Origin of the sequence: Pseudomonas sp. 86_A, from assembly GCF_017491705.1 — a bacterium.
Classification (GTDB): Bacteria; Pseudomonadota; Gammaproteobacteria; order Pseudomonadales; family Pseudomonadaceae; genus Aquipseudomonas; species Aquipseudomonas koreensis.
Window position 1 is genome coordinate 325,892 of record NZ_JAFGYS010000002.1, and the last position, 25,747, is coordinate 351,638.

The 25,747-nt window shown below is 60.0% G+C and carries 20 protein-coding genes; 10 read left to right on the forward strand and 10 right to left on the reverse strand.

The window, feature by feature from the left end:
- Positions 1 to 38: 38 nt before the first annotated feature.
- From garD to kdgD, 4 genes are all read right to left on the reverse strand, one after another.
- A complete protein-coding gene (garD, locus tag J5M57_RS04885; RefSeq protein ID WP_207847753.1) occupies positions 39 to 1,592 on the reverse strand; it encodes a galactarate dehydratase in 1,554 nt (517 codons plus the stop codon).
- 11 nt (positions 1,593 to 1,603) lie between these two features.
- Positions 1,604 to 2,968, reverse strand: a complete 1,365-nt coding sequence (locus J5M57_RS04890; protein WP_207847754.1) for an MFS transporter — start codon at positions 2,966 to 2,968, stop codon at positions 1,604 to 1,606.
- Between the two features lie 173 nt (positions 2,969 to 3,141).
- Positions 3,142 to 4,587 (reverse strand): aldehyde dehydrogenase family protein, encoded by a 1,446-nt coding sequence (locus J5M57_RS04895; protein WP_207847755.1) that lies wholly within the window; start codon positions 4,585 to 4,587, stop codon positions 3,142 to 3,144.
- Positions 4,588 to 4,646: 59 nt separating this feature from the next.
- Positions 4,647 to 5,558, reverse strand: coding sequence for a 5-dehydro-4-deoxyglucarate dehydratase (kdgD, locus tag J5M57_RS04900; protein ID WP_207847756.1), 912 nt, complete (start codon positions 5,556 to 5,558; stop codon positions 4,647 to 4,649).
- 236 nt (positions 5,559 to 5,794) lie between these two features.
- Between kdgD and J5M57_RS04905 the strand changes: the two genes are divergently transcribed.
- Positions 5,795 to 7,099, forward strand: coding sequence for a phospholipase (locus J5M57_RS04905; RefSeq protein WP_169843089.1), 1,305 nt, complete (start codon positions 5,795 to 5,797; stop codon positions 7,097 to 7,099).
- A gap of 11 nt (positions 7,100 to 7,110) precedes the next feature.
- The gene (locus J5M57_RS04910) at positions 7,111 to 7,299 is read left to right on the forward strand and encodes a hypothetical protein (protein ID WP_083367023.1); all 189 of its coding nucleotides are present in this window, start codon (positions 7,111 to 7,113) and stop codon (positions 7,297 to 7,299) included.
- Between the two features lie 143 nt (positions 7,300 to 7,442).
- Here J5M57_RS04910 and J5M57_RS04915 read toward each other — a convergent pair whose 3' ends face one another.
- The 4 genes from J5M57_RS04915 to J5M57_RS04930 all read right to left on the reverse strand — a co-directional run bounded on the left by J5M57_RS04915 (position 7,443) and on the right by J5M57_RS04930 (position 12,013).
- Positions 7,443 to 8,192, reverse strand: a complete 750-nt coding sequence (locus J5M57_RS04915) for a FadR/GntR family transcriptional regulator (protein WP_186351701.1) — start codon at positions 8,190 to 8,192, stop codon at positions 7,443 to 7,445.
- A 181-nt stretch (positions 8,193 to 8,373) separates the two neighbouring features.
- The gene (locus tag J5M57_RS04920; RefSeq protein WP_207847757.1) at positions 8,374 to 10,101 is read right to left on the reverse strand and encodes an ABC transporter ATP-binding protein/permease; all 1,728 of its coding nucleotides are present in this window, start codon (positions 10,099 to 10,101) and stop codon (positions 8,374 to 8,376) included.
- Between the two features lie 96 nt (positions 10,102 to 10,197).
- Complete coding sequence (locus tag J5M57_RS04925) at positions 10,198 to 10,758, reverse strand: response regulator transcription factor (RefSeq protein ID WP_003221630.1); 561 nt, start codon at positions 10,756 to 10,758, stop codon at positions 10,198 to 10,200.
- The gene (locus J5M57_RS04930; RefSeq protein WP_207847758.1) at positions 10,751 to 12,013 is read right to left on the reverse strand and encodes an ATP-binding protein; all 1,263 of its coding nucleotides are present in this window, start codon (positions 12,011 to 12,013) and stop codon (positions 10,751 to 10,753) included. The genes J5M57_RS04925 and J5M57_RS04930 overlap by 8 nt, the downstream gene beginning before the upstream one ends.
- A gap of 413 nt (positions 12,014 to 12,426) precedes the next feature.
- On the opposite strand from J5M57_RS04930, the gene J5M57_RS04935 reads away from it, so the two are divergent.
- Complete coding sequence (locus tag J5M57_RS04935; RefSeq protein WP_064585955.1) at positions 12,427 to 13,146, forward strand: SIMPL domain-containing protein; 720 nt, start codon at positions 12,427 to 12,429, stop codon at positions 13,144 to 13,146.
- A 195-nt stretch (positions 13,147 to 13,341) separates the two neighbouring features.
- On the opposite strand, the gene J5M57_RS04940 is transcribed toward J5M57_RS04935, so the two are convergent.
- Both J5M57_RS04940 and J5M57_RS04945 read right to left on the reverse strand, forming a co-directional pair.
- Positions 13,342 to 13,530: a hypothetical protein gene (locus J5M57_RS04940; RefSeq protein WP_207847759.1), complete on the reverse strand. Its 189-nt coding sequence runs from the start codon at positions 13,528 to 13,530 to the stop codon at positions 13,342 to 13,344.
- A gap of 221 nt (positions 13,531 to 13,751) precedes the next feature.
- A complete protein-coding gene (locus J5M57_RS04945) occupies positions 13,752 to 14,108 on the reverse strand; it encodes a DUF6124 family protein (RefSeq protein WP_207847760.1) in 357 nt (118 codons plus the stop codon).
- Positions 14,109 to 15,070: 962 nt separating this feature from the next.
- On the opposite strand from J5M57_RS04945, the gene J5M57_RS04950 reads away from it, so the two are divergent.
- The 7 genes from J5M57_RS04950 to J5M57_RS04980 all read left to right on the forward strand — a co-directional run bounded on the left by J5M57_RS04950 (position 15,071) and on the right by J5M57_RS04980 (position 25,742).
- Positions 15,071 to 16,672, forward strand: coding sequence for an ABC transporter substrate-binding protein (locus J5M57_RS04950; protein WP_207847761.1), 1,602 nt, complete (start codon positions 15,071 to 15,073; stop codon positions 16,670 to 16,672).
- A gap of 260 nt (positions 16,673 to 16,932) precedes the next feature.
- Complete coding sequence (locus J5M57_RS04955; protein ID WP_169843084.1) at positions 16,933 to 18,558, forward strand: ABC transporter substrate-binding protein; 1,626 nt, start codon at positions 16,933 to 16,935, stop codon at positions 18,556 to 18,558.
- A 301-nt stretch (positions 18,559 to 18,859) separates the two neighbouring features.
- On the forward strand, positions 18,860 to 20,458 hold the full coding sequence (locus tag J5M57_RS04960; protein ID WP_169843083.1) for an ABC transporter substrate-binding protein: 1,599 nt from the start codon (positions 18,860 to 18,862) through the stop codon (positions 20,456 to 20,458).
- Positions 20,459 to 20,634: 176 nt separating this feature from the next.
- Entirely contained in the window at positions 20,635 to 22,047 is a 1,413-nt protein-coding gene (locus J5M57_RS04965; RefSeq protein ID WP_169843082.1) for an OprD family porin, read from the forward strand.
- Positions 22,048 to 22,125: 78 nt separating this feature from the next.
- Positions 22,126 to 23,721, forward strand: coding sequence for an ABC transporter substrate-binding protein (locus J5M57_RS04970; protein ID WP_064585948.1), 1,596 nt, complete (start codon positions 22,126 to 22,128; stop codon positions 23,719 to 23,721).
- A gap of 73 nt (positions 23,722 to 23,794) precedes the next feature.
- Positions 23,795 to 24,805, forward strand: coding sequence for an ABC transporter permease subunit (locus J5M57_RS04975; protein ID WP_169843080.1), 1,011 nt, complete (start codon positions 23,795 to 23,797; stop codon positions 24,803 to 24,805).
- Between the two features lie 10 nt (positions 24,806 to 24,815).
- The gene (locus J5M57_RS04980) at positions 24,816 to 25,742 is read left to right on the forward strand and encodes an ABC transporter permease subunit (RefSeq protein ID WP_169843079.1); all 927 of its coding nucleotides are present in this window, start codon (positions 24,816 to 24,818) and stop codon (positions 25,740 to 25,742) included.
- Positions 25,743 to 25,747 lie beyond the last annotated feature (5 nt).

Genomic DNA, 25,747 nt, shown 5'->3' on the forward strand with positions numbered 1-25,747 from the left:
GCTGGGGTGAGGGTAGCTTTTGACCTCTCCCCCAAACCTCAGGTAATCGGTGCCGGATTGAACAGGGTGATGTCGTTATGCAGCTTGTGCTTCTCCGCCCAGGTCTGCTGCTTGCCGCTCGCCACATCCAGATAGTAGTGGAACAACTCCCAACCCAACTCCTCGATGGACGCGCGCCCGGTGGCAATCCGCCCGGCGTCGATGTCGATCAGGTCCGGCCAGCGTTGCGCCAGCTCGGTACGCGTCGAAACTTTCACCACCGGCGCCATCGCCAAGCCATACGGCGTGCCGCGCCCGGTGGTGAACACATGCAGGTTCATCCCCGCCGCCAGTTGCAGCGTGCCACAGACAAAATCACTGGCCGGGGTCGCGCAGAAGATCAGACCTTTGCGCTTGAAGCGCTCGCCCGGGCCGAGCACGCCGTTGATCGCGCTGCTGCCGGATTTGACGATCGAGCCCAACGACTTCTCGACAATGTTCGACAAACCGCCCTTCTTGTTGCCCGGCGTAGTGTTGGCGCTGCGGTCCGCTTCGCCCTTGGCCAGATAGCGGTCGTACCAGTCCATCTCGCGCACCAGCTCCTGCGCCACGGTCTTGGTTTCGGCACGGGAGGTCAGCAGGTAGATCGCATCGCGCACTTCGGTAACTTCGGAAAACATCACCGTCGCCCCCGCGCGCAGCAGCAAATCCGAGGCATAACCCAGCGCCGGGTTGGCGGTGATCCCGGAGAACGCATCGCTGCCGCCGCACTGCATGCCGAGTATCAGCTCGGAGGCCGGCACGGTTTCGCGGCGGCGCTGGTCGAGCTTTTTCAAACGCGTTTCGGCCAGCGCCATGATCTGCTCGATCATCTCGGTGAAACCGTGACTGGAATCCTGCAGGCGATACAGCCACTGCTCGCTCAAGTCGACTGACGCATCGTCCTCGTGCATCACTTGCCCGGCCTGCAATTTCTCGCAGCCGAGGCTGATCACCAGCGCTTCGCCGCCGAGGTTCGGGTTGCGCGCCAGATTGCGTACAGTGCGAATCGGGATGTAGGCGTCGGTGGCAGTGATCGCCACGCCGCAGCCGTAACTGTGGGTCAGCGCCACCACGTCATCGACGTGCGGGTATTTGGGCAGCAACTCATCCTTGATGCGCTTCACCGCGTGATCGAGCACGCCGGTCACGCACTGCACGGTGGTGGTAATCCCGAGGATGTTGCGTGTGCCGACGGTGCCGTCGGCATTGCGGTAACCCTCGAAAGTGAAGCCCTCAAGCGGCGATTGCGCGTCCGGCACGTCGGTGGACAGCGGCAGGCTGTCCAGCGGCGGCGCGGTCGGCATGCGCAGTTGATCTTCCTTGACCCAACTGCCACGCGGGATCGGCTGCAACGCGTAGCCGATGGTCTGGCCGTAGCGGATCACCTGACCGCCCTCGGCAATGTCCTCGAGAGTGACCTTGTGGCTCTGCGGCACAAAGTCCACGGTCACCAGACCGTCCGGGAATTCGGTGCCGGCCGGCACGCCCTGGTCGTTGACCACAATCACTACGTTGTCCCGCTCGTGCAGGCGGATGTAGCGCGGCGAGTCGGAATGTTCAATCAACTGCATGACGCCGCTCCTCAGGAATGCGCTTGATACAATTTGCCGGTGACTTCAGAACCACCGTTGGCAGGCGGCTCTTTGAGCACCACACGTTTGATCGGGCCGACGATCACCAGATAGCTGAACACCGCCACCAGCGCATTGGCGCCGACAAACACCAACGCCCATTTGAACGAACCGGTGGAGCTGATGATGTAGCCAATCACGATCGGTGTGGTGATCGAAGCGATGTTGCCGAAGGTATTGAACAGGCCACCGCTCAAACCGGCGATCTGTTTTGGCGAGGTGTCGGAGACCACCGCCCAACCCAGCGCACCCACGCCTTTGCCGAAGAACGCCAAGGCCATGAAGCCAACCACCATCCATTCCACCTCAACATAGTTGCAGGCGACGATACTGCTTGAAACGAGCAGACCGGCAATGATCGGTGCCTTGCGGGCGAAGGTCAGCGAATGCCCTTTGCGCAGCAGGTAATCGGAAATCACCCCGCCGAGCACGCCGCCAATGAAACCGCAGATCGCTGGCAACGAGGCGATGAAACCGGCCTTGAGAATGGTCATGCCACGCTCTTGCACCAGGTACACCGGGAACCAGGTCAGGAAGAAATAGGTGATGCCGTTGATGCAGTACTGGCCCAGGTAAACGCCGAGCATCATGCGGTTGGTCAGCAACTGGCGAATGTAGTCCCACTTCGGCCCGTCCGACTTTTTGCCTTGCTGCTGATCCATGTCGACCATGCCGCCGTTGTCGGCGATGAACTGCACTTCCGCTGCGTTGGCCAGCGGATGTTGCCGCGGGCTGTGGATAACCTTGAGCCAGATCCCCGAGAAGACGATGCCGAACACGCCCATGACGATGAACACGTGTTCCCAGCCGAAGCTGTAGACGATCCAGCCCATCAGCGGCGCAAACAGCACCGTGGCGAAGTATTGTGCCGAGTTGAAGATCGCCGAAGCGGTGCCGCGTTCAGCCGTCGGGAACCACGCGGCCACGATGCGCGCGTTACCGGGAAAGGATGGCGCCTCAGCCAGCCCCACCAGAAAGCGCAGCATGAACAGTGCAACGATCGCCGTGGACATGCCGAACTCACCGACAAAGCCTTGCAGCACGGTGAACAGCGACCAGGTGAAAATGCTCAGGGCATAGACTTTTTTCGAGCCGAAACGATCAAGCAGCCAGCCACCGGGAATCTGCCCGGCGACGTAGGCCCAACCGAAGGCGGAGAAAATGTAACCGAGGGTGACCGCGTCGATGCCGAGGTCTTTTTGCAGGCTGGAACCGGCGATGGCGATGGTCGCGCGGTCGGCGTAGTTGATCGTGGTCACCAGGAACAGCATGAGCAGGATCAAATAGCGGACGTGAGTCGGCTTGGACGATTGCATGTAGATGTACTCCCACTGATTATTTTTATGCGCGGGTAAATCTGTTGTGCTGCATGTATTCCCTGTAGGAGCTGCCGGAGGCTGCGATCTTTTGATCTTGATTCTCTGGCGTCTCGGACGACGCCGAAGATCAAAAGATCGCAGCCTTCGGCAGCTCCTACAGGGGTATTGCTTCAGGAACCGACGTAGGCGGTTTTCACCACCGTGTAGAACTCCTGCGCATAGCGGCCTTGCTCACGTGAGCCATAGGATGAACCCTTACGGCCACCGAACGGAACGTGGTAATCGACACCGGCGGTCGGCAGGTTGACCATCACCATCCCGGCTTGCGCATGGCGCTTGAAGTGGTTGGCGTATTTCAGCGAGGTGGTGGCGATGCCGGCCGACAGGCCGAACTCGGTGTCATTGGCCATCGCCAGCGCCGCCTCGTAATCCGCCACGCGAACGATGTTGGCCACCGGGCCGAAGATTTCTTCACGGCTGATACGCATCGACGCTTCGCTGTCGGCAAACAGCGTTGGCGCGAGAAAGTAGCCTTCGGTGTCGCAGGTCACCAGACCACCGCCGCTGACCACCCGCGCACCTTCGCTCTGGCCGATGTCGATGTATTTCAAGTCCTGTTCCAGCTGCGCCTGCGAGACCACCGGACCGATGTCGGTACCGGATTTCAGCGCGTGGCCGACCTTGATCGACTGCATGCGCTCGGCCATCGCCGCGACGAATTTGTCGTGAATGCCGGCGGTGACGATCAAGCGGCTCGAGGCCGTGCAACGCTGGCCGGTGGAGTAGAACGCGCTCTGCACCGACAGCTCGACCGCTTGTTTGAGGTCGGCGTCGTCGAGAATGATCTGCGGGTTTTTGCCGCCCATTTCCAGCTGCACCTTGGCTTGGCGCGACACACAGTTGACCGCGATCTGCCGGCCCACGCCGACCGAACCGGTGAAGCTGATGCCATCGACTTTCGGGCTGTTGACCAGCGCTTCGCCAACCACCCGCCCGCTGCCCATCACCAGGTTGAACACACCAGCGGGGAAGCCTGCGCGGGAGATGATTTCCGCCAGTGCCCAGGCACAGCCCGGTACCAGATCCGCCGGTTTCAGCACCACGCAGTTGCCGTAGGCCAGGGCCGGGGCAATCTTCCACGCCGGAATGGCAATCGGGAAATTCCACGGGGTGATCAAGCCGACCACGCCGAGGGCTTCGCGGGTGACTTCAACGTTGACGCCCGGACGCACCGATGGCACGTAGTCGCCGGACAGGCGCAGGCATTCACCGGCGAAGAATTTGAAAATGTTGCCGGCGCGGGTCACTTCGCCGATGGCTTCGGGCAGGGTCTTGCCCTCTTCCCGGGCCAGCAGGGTGCCGAGCTCTTCGCGACGGGCGAGAATTTCCGTGCCGACTTTATCCAGCGCATCGTGACGGGCCTGAATGCCCGACACCGACCACGCCGGGAACGCGGCGCGGGCCGCATCGATGGCCGCGTGCACCTGAGTCAGGTCGGCTTTGGCGTAGTCGCCGATGGTGTCGCTCAACTCGGACGGGTTGATGTTCGCCGAGTAGTCGGCACCGGCGACCCATTCACCGTTGATGTAGTTGTCGTAACGCTTGGAATCAGCCACAGAAAATTCTCCTCTCTACGCAAAAGCCGCTGATTGCTCAGCGGCCTTGTGGGTCGGTGTTATTGCGCGCCTTGTTTGTCGATCAGCGCGGCGAGCATTTCGAATTCTTCGCCGGTCAGGTCGGTCAGCGGCGCCCGCACCGGGCCTGCGTCATAGCCGGCAATCTTGGCCCCGGCCTTGACGATGCTCACGGCGTAACCGGCCTTGCGGTTGCGGATATCGAGGTACGGCAGGAAGAAGTCGTCGATGATTTTGCCGACGGTGGCGTGATCTTCTCGGGCAATCGCGTGGTAGAAATCCATCGCGGTTTTCGGGATGAAGTTGAACACCGCCGACGAGTAGACCGGCACGCCGAGGGCCTTGTAGGCCGCAGCGTAGACTTCAGCGGTCGGCAGGCCGCCGAGGTAGCTGAAGCGATCGCCGAGGCGACGACGGATCGACACCATCAGCTCGATATCGCCCAGACCGTCCTTGTAGCCGATCAGGTTCGGGCAGCGCTCGGCCAGACGTTCCAGCAGTGGTGCGGTCAGGCGGCAGACGTTGCGGTTGTAGACCACCACGCCGATGTTCACCGATTTGCACACAGCTTCAACGTGGGCGGCGACGCCGTCCTGGCTGGCTTCGGTCAGGTAGTGCGGCAGCAGCAACAGACCTTTGGCGCCCAGACGCTCGGCTTCCTGCGCGTACTCGATGGCCTGACGGGTCGAACCGCCAACACCGGCCAGAATCGGCACGCTGGTCGCGCAGGTATCGACCGCGGTCTTGATGATTTCCGAATATTCGCTGGCCGCCAGGGAGAAGAACTCACCCGTGCCACCCGCCGCGAACAAGGCCGAAGCACCGTAAGGGGCCAGCCATTCCAGACGCTTGATGTAGCCGGCGCGGTTGAAATCGCCCTGGGCGTTGAAATCGGTGACAGGGAACGACAGCAGGCCGGCGGAGAGGATGGACTTCAGTTCTTGTGGATTCATTTTTCGAACACCCTGGGTAGCAACGTTTTTTGTGAGTTTTATGATTCAGTCAGCGCTGAAGTTGTAGGTCATCGTACAACTTAAAAGATAACCGTCAACTGCATTTCATCGCTGGACGGCACAAATGTGTGGGCATCTGCTTATCTTGACGTAGGAAAGTTCTGGGCTACGCTCACGAAAACTGTATATGCATACAGCTATATTTTTTTCTTAACCGACATATCAGGGAGCCAGAAATGTCAATTGCGAAACAACCTTCCTCAGGCGCTGCGGCGCCGGTCATCGCTCGCTTCGATGATTTATTCAGCGAAACCGGGATCGCGATCGAGGGCGAGCAACCGCACTTGATGCTGCACGTCGCGGACTCGCACAGCGAGCCGCCATTGCCGACGACGCTGCCGAAACAGCCCGCGAAAAAAGGCCCACGTCTCTATTACGAGACCTTTGAACACACCGCTATCGGTGACTCGGTCATGTTGCGCTTCGCTGCGGACGCCTTACCCATCCGGGCGGACAAGGCGCCATTGCAGTTGCCGAACGGACTGGCGCTGACTTATGGCCAGGTGTTGGCCCTGGGGGGAGACTTTTATGGCGTCCCGGATCGGCCGATCAACGAAGGCGCCAACGCCACGGATCGTTTGGCACGCTTTGGCGCTGCCTTCGACTCTCTGGCGTCCGCGTCAGCGGCACGCAGCGAAGTACCGTTGATTCTCGCGGTCGCGCAGAAGGAGGCCGACGCTGTCGCGCAGGCGATCAAGGACGGCAAACCTGCCCACGAAGCTTATGATGCGCTAGGTGATACGTTGTCCGAGGAGTGGAACCGGATTACTGGCGGTGGCAGTTTCATATCAGGTCTGATCCCGCTCGGACGTTACCTGAAGTTGGCGGCGAACAATGCCGATCACTTCGGTCAATGGGCGCAACTGGCCTATGTCGCGGGACACACCGCCGCCTTGCAACACGCAGCCGCGGCCCATGCAACTCAGGACCTCCAGCGTCTGGAATTGGCCTATGCAATGAACGCCTTCGCCGATCACTTCCTGAGCGATCTATTCTCTTCCGGCCATCTAAGGGTGCCGCGTAAATTGCTGGCGCAAGCGGTGACCCCGAGCGACCTCGGCTCGCTGATTTCGCGATTCATGCACGACGAAGACAATCGCTTCGGTCTCAAGGTGCGCAACGGCCAGAACGAGCAATGGCGTACGTATGGTGACAAACGCTACTTCGATTTTCTCGACTCCGACGCCCGCCTGCACGTCAACCACGCCGTGCAAACTTCAGCCGATGAAGTGTTCGCCGCCTACCTCAGCGGCACCGTGCCAGCCGAGTCCGCCTTCGGCGCGCTGCAATTGACGCCCGATCTTGCAGCGGTGCTGAACCTTTCCAACAACTTCTCGCCGCTATTCCGCGTCGAGGGCGGCAAGGTGCTGCGGCGCAAAGACGTGAACAACCTCAACGACACCGCCACCATTGACGACTGGTGGGGCTGGAGCACGTATCTGCTGCTCAAGGACTACCACCCGACGGGCAACGTCAATTAAGGAGAACGACCATGACGATCACATTGAAACTGGAACTGGCGTCGGGGCAGTCGCTTAAAGGCGCGCCGCTGGAGTTGCTGGCCGATGGCAAGCCGATTGCGCGGGGGGTTGTGGATAAGCAAGGGTTGGTCGCGTTTGCCGTGACGCCGGGGACAGCGCAATTGGCGGTGCGGGTGGACCGGTCGATATTGCCGCGCTGAATTCACCGTCCCCTTCGCGAGCAGGCTCACTCCTACAGGAAGATGTGATGAACACTGAGTGGGTGAACAACATCAATCACTGTAGGAGTGAGCCTGCTCGCGATAGCGGTGTATGAGCCCGCAGCTGGTTCAAGCCTGCTGATTCACCCCCGCTGCGCCTGCGCCTCTTCATGCGCCTGACGCAACCGCTCGCGGCTGTTGGTCAAGTGCAGGCGCATCGCCGCACGCGCCGCATCGGAATCCTGACGGGCAATCGCCTCGTAGATTTCTTCGTGCTCGCGGCTCAGGCGGTTCATGTAGTGCTGCTGGTCATCATGCGCCAGCCGCGCCGAATTCAGCCGCGTACGCGGAATGATGCTGGTGCCCAGGTGGGTCATGATGTCCGTGAAGTAGCGGTTGCCGGTGGACAGGGCGATTTCCAAATGGAAGGCAAAGTCCGAGGCCACCGCATCACTGGCGTGGGCCACGCTGTCGTTCAGTGCATCGAGGGCGGCGCGCATGGTTGCCAGTTGCTCGGGGCTGCGGCGTTGTGCGGCAAGGCCGGCGGACTCCACTTCAAGGCTGATGCGCAATTCGAGAATGGCCAGCACGTCACGCAGGGTGACGACCGTGGCCGGGTCGATGCGGAAACCGCTGGGGCTCGGCGTGTCGAGCACGAAGGTGCCGATGCCGTGGCGGGTTTCCACTTGCCCTGCGGCCTGCAACCGGGAAATCGCCTCGCGCACCACGGTGCGGCTGACGCCATGCGCCTGCATGATCGCCGACTCGGTGGGCAACTTGTCGCCACGCTTGAGCAGACCGTCGCGGATCTGCTCGGTCAGCACCGTCACCAGCTCCTGGGCCAGGCTGCGGCGCTTGCGCGGGAGGCGTGGGGTGTCGATCGGGTTTTCCATGGTGTGCATCTTGTCTCGAAAATTCGGCTTGGTTCGCATCATAGCGCAGGCGGGTTGTACGATCACTGTCGAGTCAAAACACCGCCCTTGTAGGAGCTGCCGCAGGCTGCGATCTTTTGATCTTGAAAAACAACATCAAAAGATCGCAGCCTGCGGCAGCTCCTACAGGGGAGTGTGTGTGTCAGGCGGTCACGGTTTGCTCAACCAAATGGCCGCTGTCGATCCGCACATGCCGTGGATGGAAGCGTTTCAGGCTGCTGCGATGGCCGACGCTGACAATGCTCAGCCCCGGCAGTTGATCGATCAGCGCCTGATACAGCGTCGCCTCATCTTCTTCGTCCATCGCCGATGTCGCTTCGTCCATGTACAGCCATTGCGGTGCATAGAGCAGCGCGCGGGCGAAGGCCAGTCGTTGCTGCTCGCCTGGCGACAGCATGCGCTGCCAGTGGTTGGCTTCATCAAGACGCGCGACCAGATGCGGCAGACGGCAGGTCTCCAGCACTTCGGCGTAGCGCTCCGGCGCATACGTGTCACCCGGTTGTGGATAACTCAGCGCGTCTCGCAGCGTGCCGATGGGCAGATACGGTTTCTGCGGCAGGAACAGATAACGCGCCGCCGGCAAGCGGATATTTCCGTGCCCCGCCGGCCACAAGTGCCCCATCGCCCGCAGCAACGTGGACTTGCCGCTGCCGGATCGGCCGCTGAGCATCACCCGCTCGCCCGGCTCAACCGTCATGTCGGCATGGGTCAGCAGATGACGACCGTCGGCCAGGTCCAGACCGAGGTTGTGCACTTTCAACTCGCTGCCCTGATTCTGCACATCGATGGCCGGCGCGCGGTCTTCGTTGTCGGTCATGGCCTGACGGAAACTCAGCAGACGATCACAGGTGGCGCGCCAGGACGCGAGGCTCTGGTAGGCGTTGATAAACCAGCTGAAGCTCTCTTGCACGTTGCCGAAAGCCGAGCTGATCTGCATCAGCTCGCCCAGTTCGATCTTGCCGGCGAGGTAACGCGGGGAAGCCACGATGAACGGGAAGATAATGGCCGCCTGGCTGTAACCGGCAGTGAAAAAGGTCAGGCGCTTGGACACTTTCATGATGTCCCAGAAGTTATGCCAGACCATGCCGAAGCGGTTGCTCAAGCGACGGTTCTCATTCGGCTCGCCGTTGTACAACGCGATACTCTCGGCATTCTCGCGAATCCGCACCATGGAAAAACGCAAGTCCGCTTCAAAACGTTGTTGTTGGTTGTTCAGGCCGATCAAGCGACGACCGATCAAATGCGTCAGCCAGCTACCCACCACGGCGTACACCAGCACGCACCAGAACATGTAGCCGGGAATGGTGATGCCATACACTTCGATGCTGCCCGATACGCCCCACAAAATGATCGAGAACGACACCAGACTGACGATATTGCGCAACAGCCCGATACCCAGTTCCAGGGTGTTGGAGGTGAAGTTGTTGAGGTCTTCGGAAATCCGCTGGTCCGGGTTATCGGTGTAACCGCCCTGCTCCAGCTGGTAGTAATTCTTGTCAGCGAGCCAGCGTGAGAAATGCTTTTCGGTCAGCCACGCCCGCCAGCGGATCGTCAGCATCTGCGTCAGATATTGTCTGTAGACGGCACCGACAATTGCCACGGCGGCGATTGCACAGAAGTACAGAATCAGATTCCAGAACGCCGCTTCATCCTTCTTTTGCAGCGCGTTGTAAAAATCCTTGTACCAGGTGTTGAACCACACCGAGATGCCCACGCTGACCAGCGAAAGTGCGATCACGGCAATCAGCAGGGTCCAGGCCTTGACCTTCTCCTCACTGCGCCAATAAGGCGTGATCATCGCCCACACTTTGCGAAAAAACTGCCCGCGCACAGCATCGTTGACCGCGGAATATTCAGCGTTCTGATTCATGGAAAAGGCTCGATAAAGAAAAGAACAGACACGCACCGATCATAGTTGATCGGTGCGCGTTATCGCGAGAGCTGGCGATGGCCGTTCAGCGCAGGTTCAGCGACGAACCGGGCGCTTCTGCAGTTTGCGCTGCAAGGTGCGGCGGTGCATGCCCAGGGCGCGGGCAGTGGCGGAGATGTTGCCTTCGTGCTCGGTCAGCACGCGCTGGATGTGCTCCCACTGCAGACGGTCAACCGACATCGGGTTTTCCGGCACCAGGCTGTCGAGGTCGGCGTGCTCGGACAGCAGCGCGGCGAGCACGTCGTCGGCGTCGGCCGGTTTGCACAGGTAGTTGCAGGCGCCGCGCTTGATCGCTTCGACCGCGGTGGCAATGCTCGAATAACCGGTGAGGATCACCACGCGCATTTCCGGGTCCAGCTCCAGCAGCTTGGGCAGCAGCACCAGGCCGGAGTCGCCGTCCATTTTCAGGTCCAGCGCGGCGTAGTCCGGCAGGTCGGCCTGGGCGATGGTCAGGCCTTCTTCGGCGGAACCGGCGGTGCTGACGCGAAAGCCACGGCGGGCCATGGCACGGGCCATCACTCGGGTGAAGGTCGCGTCGTCGTCGACCAGCAGCAAATGCGGCAGTTCTTCGCCTTCGACTTGGATTTCGTCACTCATGTTGGTCTCCTCGGGCGCCGTGGGGCAGGCGCAGCTCGGTGAGCGTGCCGCCTTCCTCATGACTATAGAGTTTCACTGAGCCGCCGGCGCGTGTCACGCTGGCCTTGCTCAAAAACAGGCCCAGGCCGAAACCTTTGCCCTTGGTGGTAAAAAACGGTTTGCCGATCTGCTCGGCGATGGCCAGCGGCACACCGGCGCCGTGGTCACGAATGCTGATGGTCACGGTTTCCGCGTCCCAGTCCAGCGTCACCTGGAGATTTTCCGGGCAGGCGTCGGCGGCATTGTTCAGCAGATTGAGCAGCGCCTGGGTCAGGTCCGGCGGCGGCGCCATGCGTGGCACCGTGCCTTGGCCGAGGCGATGGAAGCGATAACTGGCTTCCGGACGCATCAAGTGCCAGCGGCTCAAGGCTTCGTCAAGCCATTGGGTGACGTCCTGCATCTCCACCGCCATACGGCGGTTGGCCTCGGCGGCGCGCACCAATTGTTGCAGGGTCTCTTTGCACAGTTTGACCTGATCCTGCAGCACCTTGAGGTCGTCCTGCAACATCGCGTCGGGGTGATCCTGCTGCATCTCCTTGAGCAACACGCTCATGGTCGCCAGCGGTGTGCCCAGCTCATGCGCCGCGCCAGCCGCCTGGGTCGCGACCGCAAGCAACTGCTGATCGCGCAGGCCTTCTTCGCGGCGGATCGCCCGCAACTCCTCCTGACGGCGCAGCTCTTCGGCCATGCGTGCAGCGAAAAACGTAATCACCGCAGCAGCCAGCGCGAAGCTCAGCCACATGCCGTAGATCTGCAGGTTCTCGCGGGCCACCGGCAGGGTTTCCAGCGGGTAGAACCGCGTCAGCATTACGGTGTACAGCGCCAGCGCGATGCCCGACAGAATCACCGAGTAACGCCACGGCAGCGTCACCGCGGCGATGGTCAACGGAACCAGATAGTAGGAAACGAACGGGTTGGTCGAACCGCCGGAGAAATACAGCAGCGCACTGTGGATCACCAGATCACAGGCCAGTTGCAGGGCGTATTCAAGTTCAGTCACCGGCCACGACGTGCGCAGGCGCACAGCGGTGAACACACAGAGCAGAATCGAACAGCCGAGGGTCATCGCCAGTTGCACCCACGGCAACGGCAACAATTGCAGCCAGTAGGCCAGGCCGACGGAACCGGCCTGCGCGGCGAGCACCAGGGTGCGGATGAAAGTCAGCCGCCAGAGGTTCTGGCGAGTGGCGGAAGTCAATTGTACGGGGGCGAGCATGAGCTCTCCTGATGAGCGCTCCAGGCGGATCGCACGGAGTATAACCAAGCCGCGGCCTTGAGAGGCGAAAGTGCGGCAAACGACCACATGGCGCTGGCGGTAAATTGGGCTACTGCGCATGGCTGGCCGAGATCGACTGTGGCGAGGGAGCTTGATCCCGCTGGTCTGCGAAGCAGGCCCGATCCCGGCAAATGCAGTCTGACTGAAAGACCGCAATTGCTGGTTTTACGACTGCTGCGCAGCCGAGCGGGAGCAAGCTCCCTCGCCACAAAAATCTCACTCGCTCAAGGAATATGTGGCGGACATGACATCTGTATAGAAGTTGTAACTGGGCGAACCAGGCCGCAGAAGCTAGAGTCTGATGGTTTCACGCAGGGACGAACCAACACCTGCGCACACTTCAAGGAGCCTCCATGCACACCTTTCGCCGCAGCGCCGCCCTTCTCGCCCTGACCGTCGGCAGTGTCGCCAGCCTACCGGCGCTGGCCGCCGATGAGCTGCACTACAACCAGATTTCCCTGCGCGCCGAAGTCAGCCAGGAAGTGGCCCGCGACCTGATGATCGTGACGCTCTACACCGAAGCGCAAAACACCGACCCGGCCAAACTCGCCGCCGACGTCAGCACCACCATGAACAAGGCACTGGCCCAGGCCAAGCAAGTCAAAGACATCACCCTGCGCCAGGGCAGCCGCAACAGCTACCCGATCTACGACACCAAAGGCCAGAAAATCACTGGCTGGCGCGAACGCGCCGAACTGCGCCTGGAAAGCGCCGACTTCGCCGCCCTGTCCAAACTCACCGGCGAACTGCTGACCGACCTGAAAATGGGCGGCATGGACTTCGCCATCGCCGAACCGACCCGCAAGGCCAGCGAAGACCAACTGCTCAAAGAAGCCGTCAGCGCCTTCAAGGCCCGCGCCCAACTGGCCACCGATGCACTGGGCGGCAAAGGCTACAAAATCGTCAACCTGAACCTCAACAGCAACGGTTATCCACAACCGTACATGCGCGCCCCGATGATGATGAAAGCCGCCGGCATGGCGGATTCAGCACCGGTCACGCCGGAAGTCGAAGCCGGCACCAGCCAGGTCAGCCTGACCGCCGATGGCTCGATTGAAGTGCTGATGCAGTGAGTTGATCTGCACTGAATGAAAAACCGGCGATCCGTGAATGATCGCCGGTTTTTTTGTGCCCGGGATTTGTGTTGTTTGATCTGCCGTCATCGCTGGCAAGCCAGCTCCCACAAAGTCGTGTGTCAATTTCAGAATCGGCACAAAACCTGGGGGAGCTGGCTTGTCAGCGTTGAACAATGATGCGATCCCCGAGCTTCAATGGTTGTATTGATCACTCAAAACCGCAGCGACAGCGTGCTCCCAACCCTCATCTTCTGTTCCAAACCGACGATCATCCAATAGAGCCCCCTGACGGTAGACCTGCCACCAGGTATCGGTCGTCGCAGAGACATATCGGACTTCGTAGCCGCGTTGCTGTGCATCACTCTTATGTTGAGGCGTCATGTCTATTTCCTTATAAGGATTGGTGTTCGTTAAAGCCAGGCGCCTGGCACACATCAGGCCCGACTAAAGGCCAGATACATGCTCAATCAACTGAGGAGTTCTATCTACTGTCAGACCTGACAGGTATGCCGACAGCAAAGCTGGCAGGCCCGCCCCCACACTGGAAGCTATCCCCCGTGGGAGCGAGCCTGCTCGCGAAGAACGATAACGCGGTCTCAGGTCTACGGATCAACCCGGTCCAGCGCGCGGTTCACCGCCAGTTCAGCCAGCATGATGATCTGCTGGATCGCCAGCGCCGTATTGCGCTGCGGGCGACTGAGCTGATCGGCGAAATCACTGGCCATGGTGTTGGCCGACGCCAGGGACTCACAGGCGTGGGCCAGCAGGCTCTCGGTGTCGATGCCTGGATGGACGAGGAACATCGAACTGGGTGGACGTGGTTTTGTGGCTTCGGGGCTTAAGTAGAAGTCGAGGGCGCGTTTGATCGCTTCGCGGTTTTTCGCGAGGTCTTCGGCGTGGAGGGCTTCGGTGAGTGGGGTTGTGGTGTCGAGGGGTGGATCGGGGACTGGCTTGGACATGCATTTCACCTATGACGTGGGGCCACCTCAAGCCGTTTCTCACACGACGAAGAGGTGGCAGCTGTGTGCGGGGTGAGAAAACCGGTCATAGGCACCCGGCCAGACATAAAGTCTGCCCGCACAGAGCCGCCATAACGCATTTGCATGCAGCGGATTGGCTGGCGGCAATTATGCGGGTATGGGCACTGAATGACTATGAACTGCCGGGTTCTCACGCCCGGTCGCTGAGTTTCAGCGACAGCTCAAGGCTAGAGAGCCGGCGTCCGACGGACAACCTGAAAACCTTGTGGGAAGGTTCTGGTTATCCCACACACTTTTAAACACAACCACACTCACTGTAGGAGCTGCCGAAGGCTGCGATCTTTTGACTTTGGCTTTCACAACTCAAAATCAAAAGATCGCAGCCTTCGGCAGCTCCTACAGGGGGATTGGGCTTATTCAGTTAAAAACAGGTCGGCTGTCAGGCCGCCATCGCCAGCAGGCTGGCTCCCACACAAATCAACAGCAGACCGCATCCGCCTCTCACCACTCAACAGGATGAGCGTTAGCTCGGCTGCAGCTCTTGATCTTGATCCACGGGCGACGTCGGAAGGCTGAGCGCAGGGATTGATCCGGGCGTGGGAGCGCAGCGACCGTTTGGCGAAGCCAAACACAGCGAGAGGAGGTGCAGCGAAGCAAACCGTAGACGCTGCGCCCGGATCGATCCCGGAGCGAAGGAACCCCGAGCCCCAGCGAGCGGGCCGCACGCAGGAGCAAGCGTTTTTGGTTACTTTTGGGGCGTTTGCCAAAAGTGACCCGCCGTAAGGGCGGAACCCCAAGCCGCCGTTACCGCAGCAACGGATATGTACACACAGCCCAGATATACCGAGATAGACACCCCAACAAGAAAAACGATATTTCCGAACACCCCCAAATCCCCGCTAACCTCAACAAACAACCACCTCCAAAATCCCGGGGACTCCATGCCAAGATCCACCCTCAAACCGCTTGTAATCACCCTCGCACTGACAGCCATAGCCCCCATAGCCAACGCAGCCACAACCCTGGTGTATTGCTCGGAAGCCAGCCCCGCCGGCTTCGACCCCAGCCAATACACCAGCGGCACCGACTTCGACGCCTCCGCCGAAACCGTCTTCAACCGCCTCACCCAATTCCAGCGCGGCGGCACCGACATCGAACCCGGCCTGGCGACCAAATGGGACATCTCCAGCGACGGCCTGCAATACACCTTCCACCTGCGCCAAGGCGTGAAATTCCACACCACGGAATATTTCACCCCGACCCGCGACTTCAACGCCGACGACGTGCTGTTCACCTTCCAGCGCCTGCTCGACCCGGACAACGCCTTCCGCAAGGCCTACCCCGCTGAGTCCCCGTACTTCACCGACATGGGCCTGAACACCACCATCAAATCGGTAGAAAAACTCGACGACCACACCGTGCGCTTCAACCTGAACAACGTCGACGCCGCCTTCGTGCAAAACCTCGCCATGAGCTTCGCCTCGGTGCAATCGGCCGAATACGCCGCCCAACTGTTGAAGGAAGGCAAAGCCGCCGACCTCAACCAGAAACCGGTGGGCACCGGCCCGTTCGTGTTCAAGCGCTACCAGAAGGACTCACAAATCCGCTACGCCGCGAACAAGGCCTACTGGAAACCCGAAGACGTGAAGATCGACAACCTGATCTTCTCGATCACCCCCGACGCCGCCGTGCGCCTGCAGAAACTCAAGACCGGCGAATGCCAGGTCAGCGGCTACCCGCGCCCGGCGGACATTGAGGTCATGGAAAAAGACCCGAACCTGCGTGTGCTCAAGCAGGCCGGTTTCAACCTCGGGTTCCTCGCCTACAACACCACTCACCCGCCGCTGGATCAGCTCAAGGTCCGCCAGGCGCTGGACATGGCCATCGACAAACCGGCGATCATCAAAGCCGTTTACCAGAGTGCCGGCCAGTTGGCGCAAAACGCCCTCCCGCCCGCGCAATGGTCATATGACCCGAACATCAAGGACGCGCCCTACGATCCGGTAAAAGCCAAGGCGCTACTCAAGGAAGCCGGGGTTGCACCGGGTACCACCATCAACTTGTGGGCGATGACCGTGCAGCGCGCCTCCAACCCGAACGCGCGGATGTCGGCGCAGATGATCCAGCAGGATTGGGACAAGATCGGGATCAAGGCCAACATCGTCAGCTACGAATGGGGCGAGTACATCAAGCGTGCGAAAAATGGCGAACACGACGCGATGATCTATGGTTGGACAGGTGACAACGGCGACCCGGACAACTGGCTCGGCGTGCTCTACAGCTGCGCGGCGGTCAAGGGCAGCAACTACGCCAAGTGGTGCGATCCGGCCTACGACAAGCTGGTGCAACAAGCCAAGGTGACCACCGACAAGGCGCAACGGGTAAAACTGTATCAACAGGCGCAACTGATCCTTAAACAGCAGGTGCCGATCACCCCGATCGCCAACTCCACGGTGTTCCAGCCGCTGCGCAAGGAAGTGACCGACTTCAAGATCAGCCCGTTTGGCCTTACACCCTTCTACGGCGTGGGTATAAATAAGTAACACCAAGCCCCAAGGCGGCGCGCACAACGTGACCAACGCACCGTTTTGGGGCTTCGTTTGCACCGTTTAAATCACCCGCAAACGGTCAAATGCGTCAACTCTTACACAAATGCGACATTAAGGTACGTTCGTGCCACGCTTTGAGGCCGGCAGGCGCTCTGGATCTTGCATTGGGTATGGCCCCTGCATAAGTATCCGCAGGCACGACTCACGAGGTCGTACCTCAATATTAAAAAATGACAACAAATCATGAGGCCAACATGCTTAAACACGCGGTCATTCCGTTTTTAGTCGGCGCAGGCTTGTTAGCCTCCGCACCTTTCGCATCCGCTGCGACTAACCTGGTGTTCTGCTCCGAAGGGAGCCCGGCCGGTTTTGATCCAGGCCAGTACACCACCGGAACCGACTTCGACGCCTCAGCCGAAACCATGTTCAACCGTCTGAGCCAGTTCGAGCGTGGCGGCACCGCCGTTGTCCCGGGCCTCGCCACCAGCTGGGACATTTCCCCGGATGGCCTGACCTACACCTTCCACCTGCGTGAAGGCGTCAAGTTCCACACCACCCCGTATTTCAAGCCGACGCGTAACTTCAACGCCGACGACGTGCTGTTCACCTTTAATCGCATGATTAACAAGGATGACCCGTTCCGTAAGGCGTACCCGACCGAATTCCCGTACTTCACCGACATGGGGATGGACACCAACATCACCAAGGTCGAGAAAGTCGACGACAACACCGTCAAGTTCTCCCTGAAACAAGTCGACGCTGCGTTCATCCAGAACATGGCCATGAGCTTCGCCTCGATCCAGTCCGCCGAGTACGCTGCCCAGTTGCTCAAGGAAGGCAAGCCTGCCGACATCAACCAGAAGCCGATCGGCACCGGCCCGTTCGTGTTCAAGAGCTACCAGAAAGACTCGAACATCCGTTACACCGGCAACAAGGACTACTGGAAGCCTGAAGACGTGAAGATCGACAACCTGATCTTCGCTATCACCACCGACCCGTCGGTGCGTATCCAGAAGCTGAAAAAGAACGAGTGCCAGGTCACCCTGTTCCCGCGTCCGGCAGATCTCGCGGCGCTGAAAGCCGACAAGACTCTGAAGATGCCTGAGCAGGCCGGTTTCAACCTGGGCTACATCGCCTACAACGTGATGGACAAGGTCAAGGGCAGCAACGAGCCTAACCCGCTGGCCGACCTGCGTGTGCGCCAGGCGCTGGACATGGCGGTGAACAAGCCGCAGATCATCGACTCGGTTTACCAGGGCGCAGGCCAACTGGCCGTGAACGCCATGCCGCCGACCCAGTGGTCCTACGACACCACCATCAAGGACGCCAAGTACGATCCTGAAAAAGCCAAGCAACTGCTCAAGGAAGCTGGCGTCAAGGAAGGTACCGAAATCGTGCTGTGGGCAATGCCGGTACAGCGTCCGTACAACCCGAACGCCAAACTGATGGCTGAAATGCTCCAGTCCGACTGGAAGAAGATCGGCCTGAACGTGAAGATCACCAGCTACGAGTGGGGCGAGTACATCAAGCGCTCCAAAGGCGGCGAGAACCAGGCCATGATCATTGGCTGGAGCGGTGACAATGGTGACCCGGACAACTGGCTGAACGTGCTGTTCGGCTGCGACTCGCTCAACGGCAACAACTTCTCCAAGTGGTGCGACAAGAAGTTCGACGGTATCGTCAAAGATGCCAAACGCACCACCGACCAGGCCAAGCGCACCGAACTGTACAAACAGGCGCAACACGTCCTTAAAGATGCTGTTCCATACACACCTATCGCTCACTCGACGGTGTTCCAACCCATGCGCGCCAACGTGCAGGACTTCAAGATCAGCCCATTTGGCTTGAACTCCTTCTACGGCGTCAGCGTCAGCAATTAAGCCATTGCAACGGCGGCGTTCATGACGTCGCCGTTGTTTTAGCTGCCGGAAAAACAGGAATTTGCCTACAGCCAATTCCGCTGCGGATGACTGCAGCGGCGGAGGACGCGTCGACTTTTCCTACGAGTTTTCAGGCAATTACGCATTTACTGCCAGACCCACGGGCCCTACCGTCGGGTTCTGACCAGTTTCTGCGTGGGCCACCGGCTTGCTGTACGTACTGGATTGAGCTCAATGCAACCTCAACTTCCCTGGACGGGATCGCGGTGCATTGAACAACACTACAAAAAGAGGGAGCGTCATGCGCCATACCTTGGTTTCTTCCGCATTGCTGGGCGCCGGCCTGTTGGCCGCCACGTCCGCCAGTTACGCCGCCAGCAACAGCCTGGTGTTCTGTTCCGAGGGCAGCCCGGCCGGTTTCGATACCGCGCAGTACACGACGGCGACCGATAACGACGCCGCCGAGCCGCTGTATAACCGTCTGGTCGAGTTCGAAAAAGGCGCGACCAATGTCGTACCGGGCCTGGCAACCAAGTGGGATATTTCCGAGGATGGTCTCAAGTACACCTTTCACCTGCGTGAAGGTGTGAAATTTCATACAACGCCGTACTTCAAACCGACGCGCGACTTCAACGCCGACGACGTGCTGTTCACGTTTAACCGCATGCTCGATCCGCAACAGCCCTTCCGTAAGGCTTATCCGACCGAGTTCCCGTATTTCAACGGGATGAGCCTGAACAAGAACATCGCCAAGGTCGAAAAGACCGGGCCGCTGACCGTGGAGTTCACGCTCAACAGCGTCGACGCCGCGTTCATCCAGAACATCGCCATGAGCTTCGCCGCCATCCTGTCCGCCGAATACGCCGACAAGCTGCTGGCCGCGGGCAAACCGAGCGACATCAACCAGAAGCCAGTCGGTACCGGGCCGTTCGTGTTCAAGAGCTATCAGAAAGACTCGAACATCCGTTACACCGGCAACGAGCAATACTGGGACCCGAGCCGGGTCAAGCTGAAGAACCTGATCTTCGCGATCAACACCGACGCTTCGGTGCGCGTGCAGAAGCTCAAGGCCGGCGAGTGCCAGATCACCCTGCATCCGCGCCCTGCCGATGTCGAAGCGCTGAAGGCCGACCCGAAACTGCAGCTGATTTCCAAGCCTGGCTTCAACCTCGGTTACATCGCCTACAACGTGCGCCACAAGCCCTTCGACCAGCTCGAAGTGCGGCAGGCGCTGGACATGGCGGTGAATAAACAAGGGATTCTCAACGCTGTTTATCAGGGCGCCGGGCAACTGGCCGTCAACGCCATGCCGCCGACCCAGTGGTCCTACGACGACAGCATCAAGGACGCCGCCTACAACCCGGAAAAAGCCAAAGAGCTGCTCAAGGCTGCCGGCGTCAAAGAAGGCACCGAAATCACCCTGTGGGCGATGCCGGTACAGCGTCCATACAACCCCAACGCCAAACTGATGGCCGAAATGCTCCAGGCGGACTGGGCCAAAATCGGTCTGAAAGTGAAGATCGTCAGCTACGAATGGGGCGAGTACATCAAGCGCACCAAGAATGGCGAGCACGACATCAGCCTGATCGGCTGGACCGGCGACAACGGGGACCCGGACAACTGGCTGGGCACCCTGTACAGCTGCGACGCGATTGGCGGCAACAACTACTCCATGTGGTGCGATCCGGCTTACGACAAGCTGATCAAAGAGGCCAAGGTCGTCACCGACCGCGACCAGCGCACCACGCTCTACAAACAGGCGCAGCAGTTGCTCAAGCAGCAAGTGCCGATCACGCCTGTCGCCCACTCGACGGTCAACCAGCCGTTAAGCGCCAGGGTTGAAGGCTTCAAGGTCAGCCCCTTCGGTCGCAACGTATTTTCGGGCGTCAGTATCGATTAACCCAACCGATTAGCCGCAATGCTGAGGGGGGCCGTCTATCCCCCTCACGCAAGCGCTTTGCCGAAATTCGCCAATCAGGCCTTTGGCAAACGTTTGCGATGTGTGAATGAGTTCTAAACCAATAACCGGCCCACCCAAAAAAGCCGGCATAAAAAGAAAGTAAAGGAGCTTCACCCATGAAACTGAGCAGCACCGCGATACTGGCTCTGGCCATCAGCAGCATCACCGCCACGGCTTATGCGGAAACCCAAAGCCAGGCGTTCACCCCGGTGACCGTCAACGAGAAGAGTGCCCAGGCTGACGCTACCGGCTTCCTCGAAGGTTCTACGATCAGCGGCACGACCCGTAACTGGTACGCCAACGAACAACTCAAGCGCGGCGGCAAGTTCACTTACCGCAAGGATGGCGTCGCCACCCCGACCGATCGTCGTATCAACTGGGTACAGGGCACCATCGTCAACTTCAACTCCGGCTTCACTCAGGGCACCGTCGGTGTCAGCACTGAAGTCGCCGCTTACAACGCTGTAGCGCTGGATCGTAGTCGCAAGGACCTGGCTTCCAACAACGGCGGCGCTCCGGGTTCGCGTCCAGGCGCGGGCAACAACCGTACGCTGACCAAGGAAGGCGGCGACGCTGAAGGCCAGTGGAGCAAACTGGGTCTGGCCAACGTCAAGTTCCGCGTGTCGAACACCACGCTGACCGCCGGTCGTCAGAACTTCAGCACTCCAATCGTCGATACCATCGGCAACCGTGCGCTGCCTTCGAGCTTTGAAGGTGTAAGCCTGCACAGCGAAGAACTGAACAACCTGTCGTTCGACGCCGGCAGCTTCGACCGCGTATCGCCGCGTACTGAAGAGAGCCTGTCCAAGTTCCGCTCCGAGTACACCAACAACAACGCTGAAACCGATCGCGTAAGCATCGTCGGCCTGAACTATCAGCCGCTGAAAAGCCTGAAAACCAGCCTGTACGCTTCCAAGGTTGAAGACTTCTGGAACCAGTACTACTTCGGCGCCACCCACGAACTGGGTGACAGCAATGTCGTGAGCCTGACCACCGGCCTGAACTACTACAAAACCGTCGATACCGGCAAAAAAGAGATGGGCGAAATCGACAACGACACCTACTCGCTGTCGTTTGGCCTGACGCACCAGGCACACAGCCTGACCTTCTCGTACCAGGAAATTAACGGTAACGAGTACTTCGACTACCTGCACGAAACCAACGGCATCTACCTGGCCAACTCCCTGCTGTCGGACTTCAACGGCCCGAACGAGAAATCCTTCCAGGTCGCCTACGGTCTGAACATGGCCGAATACGGTGTGCCAGGTCTGAAGTTCAACATCTACCAGGCTCGCGGCTGGGGCATCGACGGTACTCACTACACCGGCACTGCGTATGACGTGAAAAACATGGACGGCGAGCACCACTACGAATACGGCATCGGTGCAACCTACGCGGTACAGAGCGGCCCACTCAAGGCGACCACCATCCGTGGCACCTATACCGCTCACCGCGCCAGCGAGAACCAGTCCGATGGCAGCATCAACGAGTTCCGTCTGGTGACCACCATTCCGTTCAACATCCTGTAAAAAACGCCAACCGACGGCTGACTCATGAAGAGTCGGCCGTTCGGTTTTTTGTCTTCAACCGATTGCAGAGGGTTATCGATGAAAATGCTTCCCCTACGTGCGGCCGTCGCGGCTGCGTTGTTGAGCGCCGCCATCGGCGTCTCGGCCAAACCCTTGGTGGTCTGCACCGAAGCCAGCCCGGAAGGCTTCGATATGGTCCAGTACACAACTGCAGTCACTGCCGATGCGGTGGCCGAAACGATCTTCAACCGTCTGGCGGACTTCAAGCCCGGCACCACCGAAGTGATTCCGGCGCTGGCCGAATCCTGGGACATCAGCGAAGACGGCCTGACCTACACGTTCCACCTGCGCAAAGGCGTCAAGTTTCACACCACCGAATACTTCAAGCCGACCCGCGACATGAACGCCGACGACGTGGTCTGGAGCTTCCAGCGTCAGCTGGACCCGAATCACCCGTGGCACAAACTGTCGAGCGTGGGCTTCCCGTACTTTGAAAGCATGGGCTTCAAGGAACTGCTCAAAAGCGTAGAAAAAGTCGACGACAACACGGTCAAGTTCACCCTGACCCGCCGCGAAGCGCCGTTCCTGGCTGACATCGCCATGGCATTCTCCTCGATCTACCCGGCCGAATACGCCGACCAGTTGCTCAAGGCCAACAAGACCGGCGACCTGAACAGCAAGCCGATTGGCACCGGCCCGTTCATCTTCCAGCGTTACGCCAAGGACGCCCAGGTACGGTTCAAGGCCAACCCGGACTACTTCCGTGGCAAGCCACCGGCCGATGCGCTGATCCTGGCGATCGCCACCGACAACAACGTGCGCCTGCAGAAGCTCAAGGCCAACGAGTGTCAGGTCGCGCTGTATCCGAAGCCGGATGACATCCCGAGCATCAAGAAAGACAGCAACCTGAAAGTCGACGAGCTGGACGCGATGACTGTCTCCTACATCGCGATGAACACCCAGCACAAATACATGAGCGACGTGCGCGTGCGTAAGGCCATCGACATTGCCTTCGACAAGGAAGCCTACGTCAACGCCCTGTTCGGCAAAGGCAACGCCTCGGTCGCGGTCAACCCGTACCCGCCGACCCTGCTGGGCTACAACCACGACCTGAAGAACCCGCCACGCGACCTCGACAAGGCCCGCGCCCTGCTCAAGGAAGCCGGGGTTCCGGAAGGCACCGTGTTTACCCTGTTTACCCGTAACGGCGGCGGTCCTACCAACCCGAACCCGATGCTCGGCGCACAGATGATGCAGGCTGACCTGGCGAAAGTCGGGATCAAGATCGACATTCGCGTGATGGAATGGGGCGAAATGCTCAAGCGCGCGAAGAACGGCGAACACGATATGGTGTCTGCCGGATGGGCGGGCGACAACGGCGACCCGGATAACTTCCTGACGCCTATGCTCAGTTGCGAGGCCGCCAAGAACGGCGAAAACTATGCGCGCTGGTGCAACGAGAAATTCCAGGCGCTGCTCGACGAAGCACGGGCTAAAGTAGATCCGGCCGAACGTGCCAGGCTCTACGAACAGGCCCAGGTGCTGTTTAATCAGGACCAGCCGTGGATCAGCATGGCCCACACCCGGATGTTTACCGCAATGCGCAACAACGTAGAGGGTTATCACATCAGCCCTCTCACCACTAATAACTTCGCCACCACCCAGGTGAAGTAGATAAGAAACTCCCGGCCTCCCTGACCCCAGGGAAGCCGGGCACGCCTAACCGGCTGATGAGGTACCACACAAGATGTTTAGTTTTATTGCCCGCCGACTGGGGTTGTTGATCCCCACGTTTTTCGGCATCACCTTGCTGACTTTCGCGTTGATTCGCATGATTCCGGGCGACCCCGTGGAAGTGATGATGGGCGAACGTCGGGTCGACCCCGAAATGCACGCTCAGGCAATGGAACGCCTTGGTCTGAACAAACCGCTGTACGCCCAATACCTGGACTACATCGGCAAACTGGCCCACGGCGATCTCGGCGAATCCCTGCGGACGCGCACCAGCGTATGGACCGAGTTCACCTCCCTCTTCCCGGCGACCCTGGAACTGTCCATGGCCGCCCTGCTGTTCGCCGGCATCCTCGGTCTTCTGGCCGGGGTGATCGCGGCCCTCAAGCGAGGATCCCTGTTCGACCATGGGGTGATGGGCATCTCCCTGGCGGGGTATTCGATGCCGATCTTCTGGTGGGGCCTGATCCTGATCATGTTCTTCTCCGTAAGCCTGGGTTGGACCCCGGTGTCCGGGCGGATCGACCTGCTCTACGACATCGAGCCGCGCACCGGCTTCATGCTGATCGACACGCTGCTGGCCGATGACATGGGCGCGTTCCTCGACGCCTTGCACCACCTGATCCTGCCGGCCATCGTACTGGGCACCATTCCGCTGGCGGTGATCGCGCGCATGACCCGTTCGTCGATGCTCGAAGTGCTGCGTGAAGACTACATCCGCACCGCCAAGGCCAAAGGCCTGTCGCCGTCGCGCGTGGTGTTCGTCCACGGCCTGCGCAACGCGCTGATCCCGGTGCTGACCGTGGTCGGCCTGCAGGTCGGCACCCTGCTGGCCGGTGCAGTCCTGACCGAAACCATTTTCTCCTGGCCCGGCATCGGTAAATGGCTGATCGAAGCCATCGGCGCCCGGGACTACCCGGTCGTGCAAAACGGCATCCTGTTAATCGCCTGCCTGGTGATTCTGGTCAACTTCGTAGTGGACATCCTCTACGGCTTTGCCAACCCACGCATCCGTCATCAGCGCTGAGGTCCATACCATGAGCACTCCAACATCCTCAGTAGCCAATGCCGCCCCAAGCGCGGATCAAAGCCTGCTGTACCCGTCGCCGTACAAAGAATTCTGGCAAGCCTTCTCCAAAAACAAGGGCGCGGTTGCCGGCCTGCTGTTCATGTTGCTGGTGATTTTCTGCGCGCTGTTCGCGCCGTGGGTCGCGCCGCATAACCCGAGCGAGCAATACCGTGACTTCCTGCTGACGCCACCGGCGTGGCTGGAAGGTGGGCAGATGCAGTTCCTGCTCGGCACCGATGAACTGGGTCGCGACCTGCTGTCGCGTCTGATCCAGGGTTCGCGCCTGTCGCTGCTGATCGGTCTGTCGTCGGTGGTAATGTCGCTGATCCCGGGGATCCTGCTGGGTCTGTTCGCCGGTTTTTTCCCGAAAATGATCGGCCCGACCATCATGCGTCTGATGGACATCATGCTGGCTCTGCCGTCGCTGCTGCTGGCTGTGGCGATCGTCGCCATCCTCGGCCCTGGCCTGATCAACACCGTGATCGCCATTGCCGTGGTCTCGCTGCCGTCCTACGTGCGTCTGACCCGTGCCGCCGTGATGGGCGAACTGAACCGCGACTACGTCACCGCCGCGCGCCTGGCCGGTGCCGGTCTGCCACGCCTGATGTTCATCACTGTGCTGCCCAACTGCATGGCGCCGCTGATCGTGCAGGCGACCCTGAGTTTCTCTTCGGCGATTCTCGACGCTGCGGCGCTGGGCTTCCTCGGCCTTGGCGTACAACCGCCAACCCCTGAGTGGGGCACCATGCTGGCCTCGGCCCGCGACTACATCGAACGCGCCTGGTGGGTGGTGAGCCTGCCAGGTCTGACCATTTTGCTCAGCGTGCTGGCAATCAACTTGATGGGCGACGGTCTGCGCGATGCGCTGGACCCGAAACTCAAGAACGCCGCCTGAGGAGA